Source organism: Microbacterium sp., assembly GCF_047606385.1.
GTDB lineage: Bacteria > Actinomycetota > Actinomycetes > Actinomycetales > Microbacteriaceae > Microbacterium.
In genome coordinates, this window is the sequence record NZ_JASGEL010000040.1 from 1 (window position 1) to 14,897 (window position 14,897).

15 protein-coding genes and 1 tRNA gene are annotated in these 14,897 nt (G+C 72.6%); 3 read left to right on the top strand and 13 right to left on the bottom strand.

Going from position 1 to position 14,897, the window contains the following annotated elements:
• The 5 genes from QM626_RS04415 to lysA all read right to left on the bottom strand — a co-directional run.
• Nucleotides 1–186: hypothetical protein (locus QM626_RS04415; RefSeq protein WP_415074383.1), on the bottom strand; the 186-nt coding region annotated here is incomplete at its 3' end.
• A 168-nt stretch (nt 187–354) separates the two neighbouring features.
• Complete coding sequence (gene thrB, locus QM626_RS04420) at nt 355–1,326, bottom strand: homoserine kinase (RefSeq protein WP_415074385.1); 972 nt, start codon at nt 1,324–1,326, stop codon at nt 355–357.
• A gap of 99 nt (nt 1,327–1,425) precedes the next feature.
• Nucleotides 1,426–2,514 (bottom strand): threonine synthase, encoded by a 1,089-nt coding sequence (gene thrC, locus QM626_RS04425; protein WP_415074387.1) that lies wholly within the window; start codon nt 2,512–2,514, stop codon nt 1,426–1,428.
• 1 nt (nt 2,515) lies between these two features.
• Nucleotides 2,516–3,871, bottom strand: a complete 1,356-nt coding sequence (locus QM626_RS04430) for a homoserine dehydrogenase (protein ID WP_415074389.1) — start codon at nt 3,869–3,871, stop codon at nt 2,516–2,518.
• Nucleotides 3,868–5,280, bottom strand: coding sequence for a diaminopimelate decarboxylase (gene lysA, locus QM626_RS04435; RefSeq protein WP_415074391.1), 1,413 nt, complete (start codon nt 5,278–5,280; stop codon nt 3,868–3,870). Before lysA ends, QM626_RS04430 begins: the two co-directional genes overlap by 4 nt.
• A 281-nt stretch (nt 5,281–5,561) precedes the next feature.
• On the opposite strand from lysA, the gene QM626_RS04440 reads away from it, so the two are divergent.
• A complete protein-coding gene (locus tag QM626_RS04440; RefSeq protein WP_415074393.1) occupies nt 5,562–6,797 on the top strand; it encodes a hypothetical protein in 1,236 nt (411 codons plus the stop codon).
• Here QM626_RS04440 and QM626_RS04445 read toward each other — a convergent pair.
• The 3 genes from QM626_RS04445 to QM626_RS04455 all read right to left on the bottom strand — a co-directional run bounded on the left by QM626_RS04445 (nt 6,760) and on the right by QM626_RS04455 (nt 10,146).
• Nucleotides 6,760–7,482: a DUF2993 domain-containing protein gene (locus tag QM626_RS04445; RefSeq protein ID WP_415074395.1), complete on the bottom strand. Its 723-nt coding sequence runs from the start codon at nt 7,480–7,482 to the stop codon at nt 6,760–6,762. The genes QM626_RS04440 and QM626_RS04445 overlap by 38 nt on opposite strands.
• Before the next feature lie 147 nt (nt 7,483–7,629).
• Nucleotides 7,630–9,294 (bottom strand): arginine--tRNA ligase, encoded by a 1,665-nt coding sequence (argS, locus tag QM626_RS04450; RefSeq protein WP_415074397.1) that lies wholly within the window; start codon nt 9,292–9,294, stop codon nt 7,630–7,632.
• A 54-nt stretch (nt 9,295–9,348) separates the two neighbouring features.
• Entirely contained in the window at nt 9,349–10,146 is a 798-nt protein-coding gene (locus QM626_RS04455; protein ID WP_415074399.1) for a transglutaminase-like domain-containing protein, read from the bottom strand.
• Between the two features lie 137 nt (nt 10,147–10,283).
• On the opposite strand from QM626_RS04455, the gene QM626_RS04460 reads away from it, so the two are divergent.
• On the top strand, nt 10,284–10,577 hold the full coding sequence (locus tag QM626_RS04460; protein ID WP_415074401.1) for an ATP-dependent DNA ligase: 294 nt from the start codon (nt 10,284–10,286) through the stop codon (nt 10,575–10,577).
• A 3-nt stretch (nt 10,578–10,580) separates the two neighbouring features.
• Here QM626_RS04460 and QM626_RS04465 read toward each other — a convergent pair whose 3' ends face one another.
• The gene (locus QM626_RS04465; protein ID WP_415074403.1) at nt 10,581–11,039 is read right to left on the bottom strand and encodes a MarR family winged helix-turn-helix transcriptional regulator; all 459 of its coding nucleotides are present in this window, start codon (nt 11,037–11,039) and stop codon (nt 10,581–10,583) included.
• 79 nt (nt 11,040–11,118) lie between these two features.
• On the opposite strand from QM626_RS04465, the gene QM626_RS04470 reads away from it, so the two are divergent.
• Nucleotides 11,119–11,622 (top strand): DUF6328 family protein, encoded by a 504-nt coding sequence (locus QM626_RS04470; protein ID WP_415074405.1) that lies wholly within the window; start codon nt 11,119–11,121, stop codon nt 11,620–11,622.
• A gap of 234 nt (nt 11,623–11,856) precedes the next feature.
• Here QM626_RS04470 and QM626_RS04475 read toward each other — a convergent pair.
• From QM626_RS04475 to QM626_RS04490, 4 genes are all read right to left on the bottom strand, one after another.
• A tRNA-Arg gene (locus tag QM626_RS04475) sits at nt 11,857–11,929 on the bottom strand.
• Nucleotides 11,930–11,983: 54 nt separating this feature from the next.
• On the bottom strand, nt 11,984–13,273 hold the full coding sequence (locus QM626_RS04480) for a hypothetical protein (RefSeq protein WP_415074407.1): 1,290 nt from the start codon (nt 13,271–13,273) through the stop codon (nt 11,984–11,986).
• 100 nt (nt 13,274–13,373) lie between these two features.
• The gene (gene trmB, locus QM626_RS04485; RefSeq protein ID WP_415074409.1) at nt 13,374–14,111 is read right to left on the bottom strand and encodes a tRNA (guanosine(46)-N7)-methyltransferase TrmB; all 738 of its coding nucleotides are present in this window, start codon (nt 14,109–14,111) and stop codon (nt 13,374–13,376) included.
• Between the two features lie 201 nt (nt 14,112–14,312).
• On the bottom strand, nt 14,313–14,897 hold a 585-nt coding region (locus QM626_RS04490; protein ID WP_415074411.1), incomplete at its 5' end, for a DUF3097 family protein.

The window sequence follows — 14,897 nt, forward strand, 5'->3', positions numbered from 1 at the left end:
CTCGGCCGCCGCGGCGCCCTCGGCCGGCTCGGCCGCAGCATCCTCGGCCGGCTCGGCCACGGCGTCCTGGGGCTCGGCCCCGACCTCGGCGGCGGTCTCCTGCGCCTCGGCGGGCTGCTCGGGGATCTGGTCGGCGTTCTCGTCGACGGTGTTGTCAGTGGACTGGATCTCGGAGATGGACTCCACGAGTACTCCCTTGTGAAGGTGTGGAAATGCGCACCCGCGCATCCGGATCGTGCCCGGCCGGGCACGCCTGCGGTGATGCTCAGAGGCAGGCCGCGACGGAGCGCGGATCGGATACGGGAAGGTACGCGGTTGTTCGCAGATTTGCGACGGAGGCCAGATACACGATGGTTACGTGGCACCCTCCGCGTTGTCCCTCACTGTACCACCCTTGACGTCGACGGCGAGCATGAGGGCCTCCCACGGAGTGTCCGTCGCCGCATCCGCGACGGCAGCCGCCTCCAGCCGCCGTCCGGGACCGTCGGCGAGCACGAGGACGCTGGGACCGGCACCGGAGACGACCGCCGCGAAGCCCGCGGCGCGCAGCGCCTGCACCAGCCGGTCGGTCTCCGGCATGGCCGCGGCGCGGTAGCTCTGATGCAGCTTGTCCTCGGTCGCCGCCATCAGCAGCTCCGGGCTCTGGGTGAGCGCCGCGATCAGCAGGGCGGACCGGGAGACGTTGAACACGGCGTCCTCACGGGACACGTGCTGCGGCTGCAGACTGCGCGCCACCGACGTCGACATCGTGAACTCGGGCACGAACACGAGCGGCGAGACGCCCCGGTGCACGAGCAGCTTCTTGTGCTGCGGGCCGGTCTCGTCCACCCAGGCGATCGTCAGGCCGCCGAACAGCGCCGGGGCGACGTTATCGGGGTGCCCCTCCATCTCGGTGGCCAGGCGCAGCAGCGTCTCCGGACCGATCTCGACGGCGCCAGCCAGCAGTCCCTTCGCGGCCAGCAGCCCGGAGACCACGGCGGCTCCGGACGAGCCGAGTCCGCGTCCGTGCGGGATGACGTTGTGCGCCCGCAGCCGCAGACCCGGCAGCTCCTGTCCGACCGCGTCGTAGGCGTAGGCGATCGCCCGTACGACGAGGTTCGAGGCGTCCCGCGGCACCGAGTCGGCACCCGAGCCCTCGACCTCGATCTCGAGCCGCCCCGGCTCGAGCGCCGTCACGGTCAGCTCGTCGTACACGCTCAGCGCGAGGCCGAGGGTGTCGAAGCCGGGACCGAGGTTGGCGCTGGTGGCGGGCACGCGCACCCAGACGCTGCGCCCCGGCCTCTCAGTCACGACCGGCTCGCTCGCGGTCGCGCGCTCGGCGTCCATGTCCCACTTCGGCCCGGTATGCAGCGGTGATACCGCGCCGAAGTGGGACATCAACCGCGCCGAAGTGAGACACGGCGGACGCAGGGACGGCGGATGCGGTCACGCCCCCGCCTCCTGCGGCGCGAGCTCGAGCACCGAGGCGACCTCGGAGACCGTGGCGTCGACGACGGTCGGCGCGACCTCGCCGCCGTCCGCGGTGCGCAGCGCCCACTGCGGGTCCTTCAGGCCGTGACCGGTCACGGTCAGCACCACCGTCGCGCCCTTGGGCACGACGCCCGCCTCGGCGCGGTCCAGGAGCCCCGCCACCGAGATGGCGGACGCCGGCTCCACAAACACGCCCACGGTCGCCGCGAGCAGCTTCTGCGCGGCCAGGATGCGGTCGTCCTCGATCGCGCCGAACCAGCCGTCGGTGGCGTCGCGCGCCTCGAGGGCGAGGTGCCAGGATGCCGGGTTGCCGATGCGGATGGCGCTGGCGACCGTCTCCGGGTTCTTCACGACCTCGCCGCGCACGAGCGGCGCGGACCCCGCGGCCTGGAACCCGAACATGCGCGGGATCTTCGTCGACACGCCGGTCTCGTACTCCTCGCGGTAGCCGCGCGTGTACGCGGTGTAGTTGCCCGCGTTGCCGACCGGTATGAAGTGGAAGTCCGGGGCCTCGCCGAGCTGCTCGACGACCTCGTACGCCGCGGTCTTCTGACCGTCGATGCGGTCGGGGTTGACCGAGTTGACCAGGTGCACCGGGTAGTCGTCGGCCAGTTCGCGGGCGATCTCGAGGCAGTCGTCGAAGTTGCCGCGGATCTGGATCAGCCGCCCGTCGTGCGCGACGGCCTGGCTGAGCTTGCCCATCGCGATCTTGCCCTCCGGGACCAGCACCGCCGCGGTGATCCCGGCGCGCGCCGCGTAGGCCGCGGCCGAGGCCGAGGTGTTACCGGTCGAGGCGCAGATGACGGCCTTCGCCCCGTGCTCGATCGCGCGGGAGATGGCGACCGTCATCCCCCGGTCCTTGAACGAGCCGGTCGGGTTCATCCCCTCGAACTTCACGTGGACGTCGGCCCCGGTGAGCTCGGACAGCGACCGCGCCGGGATGAGCGGCGTGCCGCCCTCGCCGAGCGTGACGACCGTCGAGCGCTCGGTGACCCCGAGTCGATCGGCGTATTCGCGGAGGACTCCGCGCCAGACGTGTGCCATGTCAGTCTCCTTCCACCCGCAGGACCGAGACGACGCGGGTGACCACGTCGCTCGCGGCGAGACGCTCGACGGTCTCGCTCAGATCCTGCTCGCGTGCTTTGTGCGTGCCGATGACCAGGCGTGCGCTCGCGGCGCCGGTCTCGGTGTCGGTCGATGTCGCCGCGCCCGTGGTCGGGTCGATCACGGCCTGCTCGACGGTCGCGATCGAGACGCGGCCGTCGGAGAGGATGCCGGCGATGCTCGCCAGCACGCCCGGCCGGTCGCTGACCTCGAGCGTGATCTGGTAGCGCGTGACGGCGCGCCCGATGTCGACCACCGGCAGATTCGCGCGCGTGGACTCCCCCACGCCGACGCCTCCGGCGACGTGCCGGCGTGCGGCGGAGACGACGTCGCCGAGCACGGCGGAGGCCGTCTGCACGCCGCCGGCGCCGGCGCCGTAGAACATGAGGTTGCCCGCCGCCTCGGCCTGCACGAACACGGCGTTGTTCGCCCCGTGGACGCTGGCCAGCGGGTGGGTCCGGGCGATCAGCGCCGGGTAGACGCGCACCGAGATCGCCTCGCCGGATGCCGACGACTCGGCCTCGCCGGTGAGCCGCTCGCACACGGCCAGCAGCTTGATGACATAGCCGGCACGGCGGGCGGCATCCATCATCGCCCGATCGATCTGCGTGATGCCCTCGCGATGCACGGCGTCCAGCGGCACCGCGGTGTGGAAGGCGAGGGACGCCAGGATCGCGGCCTTCTGCGCGGCGTCGTAGCCCTCGACGTCGGCGGTCGGGTCGGCCTCCGCGTATCCCAGTCGCTGCGCGTCGGCGAGCACGTCGGCGAACTCGGCGCCCTCGGCGTCCATGCGGTCGAGGATGTAGTTGGTCGTGCCGTTGACGATGCCCATGATCCGCTGCACCCGGTCCCCGGCCAGCGAGTCGCGCAGCGGGCGGATGATCGGGATGGCGCCGGCGGCGGCGGCCTCGTAGTAGACCTGCGCGCCGACCTGGTCGGCGGCGTCGAAGATCTCCGGGCCGTGCGTGGCCAGCAGCGCCTTGTTGGCGGTGACGACGTCGGCGCCCGAGTTCAGCGCGGCCAACAGATGGGTGCGCGCCGGCTCGATCCCGCCCATGAGCTCGATGACGATGTCGGCGCCCACGATGAGCGACTCCGCGTCGGTGGTGAACAGCTCACGCGGCAGGTCCGCGTCGCGCGGGGCGTCCGGGTCGCGCACGGCGATGCCGGCGAGCTCCAGGCCCGCGCCGGCCCGGTCCGCCAGCTCGTCCGCGTGCTTGAGCAGGAGGGCGGCGACCTGGGAGCCGACGGCCCCGGCCCCCAGCAGCGCCACTCGCAGGTTGCGGTAGTCGATCATGCGATCCCTTCGTTTCCCGGGATGCCGGCGTCACGGGCGAGGAGGTCGTCGACCGTCTCGCCCCGCACGATGACACGGGCGGTCCCGGCGCGCACCGCCACCACCGGCGGGCGGGGCGCGTAGTTGTAGTTGCTGGACAGGGAGAAGCAGTAGGCGCCGGTGGCGGGCACGGCCAGCAGGTCGCCGGGGCCGATGTCGCCGGGCAGGTACTCGTCCTCGACGACGATGTCGCCCGACTCGCAATGCTTGCCCACGACCCGGGCGAGCACCGGGGCCGCCTCGCTCGTGCGCGAGGCGATGCGCGCCGAGTACGCGGCGCCGTACAGCGCCGGGCGCGGGTTGTCGCTCATGCCCCCGTCGACGGAGACGTAGAGCCGGGTGTGCTCGTCGTCGACGGCGACCGGTTTGGTGGTGCCCACCTCGTACAGGGTGACGCCGGCCTGGCCGACGATCGATCGGCCGGGCTCGAAGGCCAGGTCCGGCACCGGGATGCCGCGGTGCGCGCACTCGGCGGCGACGGCGTCGACGATGGCCTCGGCGAGGTGCTCGATGGGCGTGGGGTCGTCGGCGGAGGTGTACGCGATCCCGAAGCCGCCGCCGAGGTTCAGCACCGGCACCTCACCACCCGCGAGCAGGCCCGCGTGCACGTCGATCAGGCGGGACGCCGACTCCGCGAAGCCTGCCGCGCCGAAGATCTGCGAGCCGATATGGCAGTGCAGGCCCCTGAAGGCCAGTCCCGGGATCCGGCGGATCCGGGCGACGGCGGCGGGCGCGTCCGCCAAGGCGAAGCCGAACTTCTGGTCCTCGTGCGCGGTGGCGAGGAAATCGTGCGTCTCCGCGTGGACGCCGCTGTTCACGCGCAGCAGCACCGGCTGGACGACGCCGCGCCGTTCGACGATCGCGGCCAGCCGCTCGATCTCGATCGCGCTGTCGATCACGATCGAGCCCACGCCGACCTCGACCGCACGCTCGAGCTCGGCGACGCTCTTGTTGTTCCCGTGGAAGCCGAGATGGAACGGCTCCGCGCCCGCCGCGAGGGCGACCTCGAGCTCGCCGCCGCTGCACACGTCGACCGCGAGCCCCTCTTCCCCGACCCACCGCACGACCTCCGCGCTCAGGAAGGCCTTGCCGGCGTAGTACACGCGGGCACGAGCGCCGCGCGCGGCGGTGGCCGCCCGGAACGCCGCGAGCGCGCGACGCGCGTGGGCCCGCACCTCGTCCTCGTCGAGGACGTACAGCGGGGTGCCGAAGGTGACGGCCAGCTCGGTCGCCGGGATGCCGCCGAGCGAGATCACGCCGGCCGCGTCCCGCACGGCGTCCGACGGCCACACCGACGCGTCGAGCGCGTTGGCGTCGGCGGGAACGCCCAGCCATGTCGGCGCGAACGGGCGGACGGGCGAGGCGGACACGGCGGAGGACCAATCGGAAAGGGGCTCGCGCGGGATCCCGGGTCGGTTCACCGGTGCACGCGGATCCTCTGCAGTCTACGGGATGCCGCGCGGCCCTCTCCCGTGCGGTCGCGCCACCCCGCGTGTCACAACTCCGCCTCGCATGCGGCAGGAGCGGATGCCGGGCCCGCGACGACGCGGATGCGGCGAGCCCGGCCCGTCGGCGAGGCGGAGTTATGACACGGCTCGCGACCTGCCCGGTCGCGGCCTGTGGCCGAGGGCGGCCGGATAGGCTGCCGTTCATGTCCCGCAGCGCCCGAACCCTGTGGCTCTGGTTCCTCGGGGTGCATCTGGTCGTCGGCGTGCTCAGCGTCGTGCTGCCGACCGATGTGCACACGGCATACGAGCCCTGGACCTCGAGCATCCTCCGCGGCGGCCCGCTGCTCGGGGTGACCGAGAGCTGGGTCTATCCGCAGCTCGCGCTCGTGCCGATGATGGCCGCCTGGCTGCTGGCCTGGCTGGGCAGTTACACGATCGGCTGGGCCGTGATGGTCGTCGCCGTCAACGCGGTCGCGTTCGCGATCCTGCTGGGCCGGCGTCCGAGCCGTGCCCGCTCCCGCGCCGGCGCCACCTGGCTCGTGCTCATCGCCGCCCTGGGGCCGGTGGGCCTGGCCCGCATCGACACGCTCACCGTGCCGCTGGTGATCTGCGCCCTGCTGATCGCCCTGCGCCGGCCCGGGGTCGCCTCGGCGCTGCTGACGGTGGGCGCATGGATCAAGATCTGGCCGGCGGCGGCCGTGGCCGCGCTGTGGGTGGTCCTGCGGGGCGCGCGCTGGCGGATCGTCGCCGCGGCGGCCGCCGTCAGCGCCGTGGTGGCGCTCGTGGTGGTGGCGCTGGGCGGTGCCGCGAACCTGCTCGGGTTCGTGGGCGCGCAGTTCGGGCGCGGCCTGCAGGTCGAGGCCGTCGCGGCGACGCCGTTCATGTGGCTCGCGGCGCTGGGCGTGCCCGGGTACCGCACCGGGTTCAACGCCGACATCATCACGTTCGAGGTGACCGGCCCCGGCGTCGAGACCGTGGCCGCGCTCTTGACCCCGCTCATGGCGATCGCGGCGATCGCGGTCTACGGGTTGGGCGCATGGGGTGCCTGGCGGCACGCGCGGCCGACGCGCCTGCTGCCCCCGCTGCTGCTGTCGGGAGCTCTCGTGCTGATCGTGTGCAACAAGGTCGGCTCGCCGCAGTTCCTGGGCTGGCTGATCGCGCCGCTGGTGGTCTGGACGCTGTGGGACCGGCATGCGGCGCGCACCGGCGTCCGTCTGGGCGTTCTGGCCCTGGCCGTCACGCAGGTGATCTTCCCGTACGTCTACGGGCTGATCTCGGGCGCTCATCCGGTCGGCGCCGCGTTGCTGACCGTGCGCAACGGGGCCCTCGTCGCCCTGCTGGCGTGGTCGCTGATCCGGCTCGTGCGCGCCGTGCGGTCGGCGCCCGGGCACCGGCCTGATCTCAGCAGCTGCCCTTCTGCGCCAGCGCGGCATCGGTGAGCGAGCCGGCGTCGACGGCGAAGACGGCGACCAGCCGGTCGCCGGTGACGCTGACCGCGGTCAGCGTCAGTCCCGCCGGGAGCTCCTGCGCGATGCACACCCGCCAGCTCTGCAGCACGGCGTCGGCCAGCGTGCCGAAGCGACTGCGCAGGTCGTCCGCGGTGATCTGCGCGCCGCCGACGGTGAGGGATGCCGGCGTCAGCAGCAGGTCGCCGTCGTCAGCGCTCGGCGTCAGCGCGACCCCGACCGGGATCGAGACGCCGAGCGCCGAGATCGCCGTGGACATCGTCACGTCGGGGTCGGAGAGCCCGAGCGTGTCGGCGGGGAACCCGTCGACCTGCGACATGAGCGCCTGCACCTGCGCCGTGTCCAGCGACAGCGTGGCCTGACCGCCGCTGATCGAGCCGCCGTCCCAGATGCCGATGTCGTGCACGGTGACGCTCACCTGGCCGGACAGGTCGCCCACGGTCACGTCCGACGAGGACACGGTCGCCTCGTCGATGCGGCCGGTGGCGGCCTGCAGCAGGAGCGAGCCGGGGATGTCGACGTCGATCTCGGTGTCGGCGGAGATGTCCAGCCGCGCGGCGAGCTGCTGCCTGACCGTCTTGGTGATCAGGTCCCGCGCGATCCACTCCCCCGCGAAGAACGCGGCGACGATCAGCGCCAGCACGATCACGAGCGCCACCAGCCACGGCCAGCGACGATGCCGGCGCGGGAGGATGTCCGATTCCTCGAACGGAAGCGGAAGGGTCGGCCGCGTCTGACCCGCGGCCGGGCGCCCCGGGTCTCCGCGCGGCGCGTCAGGTGGGGTGGGCGGGGGCGTCATGTCGGCTCACATGCGCTCGGGCGCGCTGACGCCCAGCAGGGCCAGTCCGTTGCGCAGCACCTGTCCGGTCGCGTCGTTGAGCCACAGCCGGGTGCGATGCACCGGCTGGACCGCCTCGTCACCGATCGGGATGACCCGGCAGTTGTCATACCAGCGGTGGTAGAGGCCGGCGAGCTCCTCGAGGTGGCGGGCCACGCGATGCGGCTCGCGCACCTCGGCGGCGAACGCGACCACGCGGGGGAACTCCTGCAGCGCGCCCAGCAGCGCGCCCTCGGTCTCGTGCGTGAGGGTCTCCGGGGCGAACTCGCTGCGGTCGACCCCGGACGCCGCGGCGTTGCGGGCCACGTTGTGCGTGCGGGCGTGGGCGTATTGCACGTAGAACACCGGGTTGTCGTTGGTGCGCTTGCGCAGCACGTCCAGGTCGACGTCGAGGTTCGAGTCGGTGGAGCTGCGGGTGAGCGCGTAGCGCGCGGCGTCGACGCCGACGATCTCGACGAGATCCTCCATCGTCACGACGGTGCCCGCGCGCTTGGACATGCGCACCGGCTGGCCGTCCTTGACGAGGTTCACCAGCTGTCCGATCAGGATCTGCAGGTTGACGCCGGGCTCGTCGCCGAACGCCGCGCACATCGCCATGAGCCGCTTGATGTAACCGTGATGGTCGGCGCCGAGCATGATGATGCAGCGGTTGAAGCCGCGTTCGCGTTTGTCGAGGTAGTACGCGAGGTCGCCGGAGATGTAGGCCGGCTGACCGTCGGACTTGATGACGACGCGGTCCTTGTCGTCGCCGAAGTCGGTCGTCCGCAGCCACGTGGCGCCGTCGGCCTCGAAGACGTGGCCGAGGGCGCGGAGCCGCGCCACCGCACGCTCCACGGCCCCGGAGGTGTGCAGGTCGTTCTCGTGGAAGTAGACGTCGAAGTCGACGCCGAAGGTGTGCAGGCTCTGCTTGATCTCGTCGAACATGAATCCCACGCCGAGATCGCGGAACGCCTCCTGCTTCGCGTCGGCGTCCAGGGAGTCGAGGTCGCCCGGGTAGGCCAGGGCCACGCGATGCGCGATGTCGTGGATGTATCCGCCGCCGTAGCCGTCCTCCGGGGTCGGGAGGCCCTCGTGGGCGGCGACGAGGCTGCGCGCGAACCTGTCGATCTGCGCGCCGTGGTCGTTGAAGTAGTACTCGCGGGTCACCGAGGCCCCCTGCGAGGCGAGGATGCGGGCGAGGGCGTCGCCGACGGCGGCCCAGCGCGTCCCGCCGAGATGGATGGGCCCGGTGGGGTTCGCCGAGACGAACTCGAGGTCGATGATCTCGGCGGCGCGGCTGTCGTTGGTGCCATAGGCGGCACCCGCCTCGACGATGGTCTTCGCCAGCGCGCCGGCCACCGCGGCATCCAGTCGGATGTTGATGAAGCCGGGTCCGGCGACCTCGACCGACGCGATGCCGGCGGTCCGGGCCAGCCCGGCCGCGATCTCGGCGGCGAGCTCGCGCGGGTTGGTGCCGAGCGGCTTCGCGAGCTTCAGCGCGAGGTTGGACGCCCAGTCGCCGTGATCGCGGCTCTTGGGGCGCTCCAGCACGATGTCGGATGCCGACAGACCGGTGCCGACGCCCGCGCGTCGGGCCTCGGCCAGGGGCGCGGTGACGGCGAGCAGGACGGCGGCGAGATGTTCGGGATCCATAACCCGACCATCCTACGGGCGGCGCGGGCGCCCTCGCGGGGACGCCCGGCGCGCTCAGGCCAGCTGCATCGGCGCCGTGAAGTCGTCGGCGGGGGCGTCCTCGGTGGCCCAGGCGTCCACGCGCATGCGCGCGAGCGTCAGCGACCCGCCGTGGTAGCTCACGAACGCGCAGTCGGCCGCGTCCCGGCCGGTCGCGATGCGCACGAGCGAGCCGCGCGGCGCCAGACGCGTCGCGTCCAGCACCCACCACGAGCCGTCGACGTGGGCCTCGGCGACGGCGTGGAAGTCCATCGGCTCCAGATCGGGGGCGAAGCAGGCGACATAGCGCGCGGGCACGTCCATGGCGCGCAGCAGCGCGATGACGACGTGCGCGTAGTCGCGGCACACGCCCTGTCCGGTCATGAGCGTCGTCACGGCGCTGTCGGTGCCCAGGCTGAGGCCGGGGGTGTAGGTGACGCTCGTGGCGACGAACTCGGACACCGCCGCCAGCAGCTCGTGGCCGGACAGCCCGCGGAACTGCCGGCGCGCCTGCGCGAACACCTCGTCGGACTGGCAGTAGCGGCTGGGGCGCAGGTAGGTGATCGTCTCCAGGTCGCTCGTGCGGGCCTGGCTCGCGCGCCCGGACACCGTGGCCTCGTAGCGCACCTCCAGCCGTCCCGCCTCGGCGGTGAGGCGGTGCAGGCGGCTGCCCGACTGGTCGACGATCTCGGTCGCGGTGTAGGCGCGGTCCCCCTGCGTGAGGGTCAGCTGCTCGGCCGAGAGCGGCACCGTCTGGGCGGCCGTGATCTGCAGGATGAGGTCGACGGGGCTGGCGAGATCCAGGTCGAGTTCTGCGGTCACGGCGCGCTGCACCGGGCCATCCTCGCACGGGTGGCGAGCCGCAGCGGAAGGCAGTCGAAAATAGCTAACCAGGTTGACCAGAGATAGTTAATTTTAAATGCCGATGTACCTTGATTTTCGTGGGCAGACTCATTTACGCGGACAATTCAATGTCGTTTGACATCGACGACCGGGTCCTGGCCCATATCCGGCTGGTCGTCATGAACAAGCTCCGACGCAACGAGCCGTTCATGATGCATCTGGACCGCATCGACGGGCTCGGCCCCAAGAGCCTGTGGATCCACCCGGCCGTGCCGCTCGTGTTCCACTTCTTCGGCTCACGGTCCCCGGTGATCAACCGCGCCTGGGTCGAGGCGCTGATGGCCGAGGCCAGCGGCGCCCACGGCATGACGATGCTGCCGGAGCCGGACCCGTCCGCATCCGCCGCCCCCGCCACCGCCTGACGGTCAGGCGCACTCGCGGTCGACGACGGCGGTGACGCGTTCGAGGAACTCGGCCACGGCCGCGGCCGCCTCGGGCGTGAGCGCGTCGGCCAGGCGCCGGATCTGCGCCGTCACCGGGTCGATGTCGTCGGCGTCGAGCGACCGGTCCATCGGCACGACCAGCTTGCTGCGGCCGTCGTCCGGGTTCGGCCGGAACGCGAGGAGACCGCCCGCGTGCAGCCGGTCGAGCATGCCGGTCACGGCGGCGGTGGACACCCCGAGGTGCTCGGCGATCGCGGTCGGAGTGGTCTGCTCCCCCGCGTCCGCCCGCTCGTAGACCAGGCGCATCGCCGCGCGGGCGTTCTCGCTGGGGCCGCAGTCGGTCTGCCGGCGCCGGGCCAGTCGCGACTCCGACAGGCGCAGCCTCTCGGCCGCGTAGGCGACGGCGTCGTTCCCGGGCGTGCTCTCGCCGGTGCTGGACATGATCCTCCACGAAGAACGGGCGAACGTGATGTCCGCACCAGTGTAGGGCGGTCTAGGCTGACGCCCGGAAGGAGAGCAGATGCCCGAGGAGCGCGCCGACGCGGATGCCGCTCCCGGCGACGGTCGCGACGAGACGCCGAACGAGCGCTCCGACCGGAACTGGGCCGAGATCCTGCAGGAGCTGCGCGCGACGCAGACCGGCACCCAGATCCTCACCGGCTTCCTGCTCGCCGTGGCCTTCCAGCCGGCCTTCGCGTCCCTCGCGCCGCCGGAGCTCGTGTTCTACCTCTGCCTCGTCACGCTCGCGGGCCTGGCCACCCTCACCGGGCTGGCTCCGGTCATCATGCACCGGCAGCTGTTCCGCCACCGGCAGAAGGCGCGTCTGGTGCGCATCGGCAACGCGTTCCTGCTGACGATGCTCGGCATCGTGTCGCTGCTGGTCGCCGGCGTCGTCGCGTTCGTGTTCGACGTGACGGTCTCGCGCGCCGCCGGAGCGGTGGCGCTCGTCGTCGCCCTCGTGCTGGTCGCCGCGGTGTGGCTCGCGGCGCCCCGGCTGGGCCGGCCGGACGCAGACGGCGGCTGAGCCGACGGCAGCCGTGTCAGCGGGCCGGGACAGTCCGCCCCCGTTCCTCCCGCGCATGATGGCGCCTGTTCCTGACGATGGCGCCCGGAACTGCTGGCGCCATCGTCAGGAACTGCAGCCATCGCCCGGTCGACATCCATCGTCGAGCTGAGACCTCCCCGGGACGGCAGACGCAGGCGAGGCCCGAACCCGGCCCCCATTCAGCGGGTCAGAGTTCGAGCCTCGCGCGTCGTGTGCCCCCGACAGGAATCGAACCTGCGACCTTTGGTACCGGAAACCAACGCTCTATCCCCTGAGCTACGGAGGCGTACCGACCGAGACTATCACCGGCGCCGGGGACCGACCGCATCCGGCCGCCGGCTCAGGGGTACCCGATCGTCCACAGCAGCAGCACCGCGACGGCCTGCAGCACGAGCGCGCCGACGAGGGTCCAGGTGCGGCGGCGGCGCGTGCTCGACAGCCGTTCGTCGGCCAGCAGCGGCGCCAACGGCAGCGAGAGCCGGAACGTGCTCGACTGCGGCAGGAACACCCCGAACAGGTACAGGCCGTAGCTGAGCACGTAGGTGGCGACGACCAGCCCCAGCCGACGCACCGGCCGCGACCACATCCACCAGAAGAACGCCGCCATCACCGCGACGACGAGCACGATCCCGGCGACGCCCAGGTAGGTCCACGCGAAGCGGAACCACGGCGTGAGCGGCACGAAGTCGCCGCTGCCGACCAGCGGCGTCCACCACGACGTCTCGGTCAGGATGTACGCGTGCGGGGTGCCGGTGACGGCGTCGGCGATCCACGACCACGCGAGGCCGGCCAGCGCGGTGGACCCTCCCGCGGCGATCAGCCACCAGCGCTCGCGCACCGGGAAGGGGTCGGCGCGTCGGCGCCGCCACCGCACCACGAAGACCAGGCCGAGACCGAGCGCGAGGGCGAGGACGCCGGGCCGGCTGAACCCGGCAGCCAGTCCCAGCGGGATCGCCCACGCGTAGCGGCGGTGCACCGCGCACAGCAGCGCCGCGAACAGCAGCAGCAGGAACAGCGACTCGGCGTAGGCGAGCACGAACACGAACGACAACGGCCCGAACGTGAACAGCACCACGGCCCACCTCGCCGGCACCGGAGCCGTGACCGCGCGCAGCAGCAGGAACAGCAGCACGGTCGCGCCGGCGCTGAACAGGATGCTGAGGATCACCCCGGCCAGGCGCCATCCCATGCCCCCGACGCCGCCGAGCAGATGCTCCAGGAACGGGTAGATCGGCAGGAACGCCCAGTCGTTGGCCACCACGTCGCCGCTGAGGTTCGTGGGCAGGCTCATGGGATAGCCGGACTCGGCGATGCGGCCGTAGCGCTCGGCGTCCCAGTCGGTGAGGAAGGACAGGAAGTCGCCGGCCGGATACCCGGCGCCGCCGAACGGCCAGCCGGCCGCCTTCGAGATCAGATACCAGACGCCCAGCAGCAGCAGGTTGACGGCGCGACCGGCCGCCCACAGGCCGAGCACGGCGCCGACCTCACGCCGGGAGGGACGGCGCGCGCCGCTCCGCCGCGCCGTCGCGTCGTCCACCCACCCGGCCAGCGCCGCGCCCGCACGACGTGCGACACGGCGCACGCGAGACGGGGACGTGGTGGTCTGCACCACCGTGTCGGACGAACCCACGACATCCCTTCCCTGCGCCTGACCCTCGTTCGGCGACCGGCCCGGCCGGCTGCCATCGTCCATCATGGCCGATGCGCTTCGACGCGCGCCCAGCACCCGCTCAGCCGGCTGCGGCATCCGCCGTGCGCCGGTAGGTCAGGTCACGGATCGCGCGCCCCGCGCGGGCGCCCTTGCGCTCGAACGCCGTCACGACGCGGCCGTCGAATCGCTGCGCCCACTCCCCCGTGAAATCGCGCGCGAAGCCGGGGGCGGCGTCGAGCACGTCACGCATCTGCAGGGCGTACTCCTCCCAGTCGGTCGCGAGCCGCAGCAGGCCGCCCGGCCGCAGCGCCCGCGCCGCGACGCGCGCGAACGCCGGCTGCACCAGCCGGCGCTTGGTGTGCCGGGTCTTGTGCCACGGATCGGGGAAGAACACCCAGAGCTCGGAGGCGCTCGCCGTCGGCAGCAGGTGCTCGAGCACCTCCGGCGCGTTCGCCTCGGCCAGACGCAGATTGCGGACGCCCGCGCGGTCGGCGTCCCGCATCGTGCGGGCGAGGCCCGCCCGGAAGACCTCCACCGCGAGGAAGTCGGTGTCGGGCGCGTGCCGGGCGGCGTGGACGATCGCGTGGCCCTGGCCCGAGCCGATCTCGACGACCAGCCGCGCACGACGGCCCCAGACGGTCTCGGGGTCGACGGCCGAGTCGCGCGCGACGCTGGTGGCGGCGACGTCGCGGGGCACCTCGAGCAGGTAGAGGCCGCGCAGGTCCGCCCAGGCGCGCTCCTGCGCCTCGGACATGCGCCCGCTGCGGCGCACGAACGACACGGGCCGATCGCGGAAGACGGGAGCGGGATCGGTCATCCCTCCAGCGTATCCAGCGGCGCGGGGCGGCCGCCGGGCGTGTGGCCCCCGTCGCACCGTGACCACGGCATCCAACGTCGCAGCATCATGCCGATGTCGCAGGATTCCGGCCGGATCCTGCGACATTGGCGGCATTCTGCGACGCTCGCTCTGAAGCTCTCCGGTCGCCCCGCCGGGAGCGGAGCGACGAGACGGCCGCGCCTACGCGGTCACGAAGTCGATCAGCTCCTCGACCCGGCCCAGCAGCGCCGGCTCCAGGTCGCGGTAGCTGCGCACCCGGGAGAGGATGTGCCGCCACACCCGGGCGGTGTCGGCCGCCTCGCGGGCGGGCCAGCCCAGCGCCCGGCACACGCCGATCTTCCACTCGACGCCGCGCGGCACCTCGGGCCACGCGGGGATGCCGAGCGCCTGCGGGGTCACGCACTGCCACACGTCCACGAACGGGTGACCGACGATGCGCAGATGCGCGCCGTGCCGGCCGCGCTCGATCTCACGCGCGATGCGCTCCTCCTTCGAGCCCGGCACGAGGTGGTCGACGAGCACCCCGTAGCGACGCTGCGCGGACGGCGGCTCGTCCTCGAGCATCGCGGCGAGCAGGTCGACGCCCTGCAGGTACTCGACCACGACGCCCTCGATCCGCAGGTCGTCGCCCCAGACCTTCTCGACGAGCTCGGCGTCGTGGCGTCCCTCCACGAGGATGCGGCTGGGCCGTGCGACGCGGGCGCGGGCGTCGTCGACCGCGAGCGAGCCGGATGCCGTGCGCCTCGACGCCGCGGGCGCGGCCGC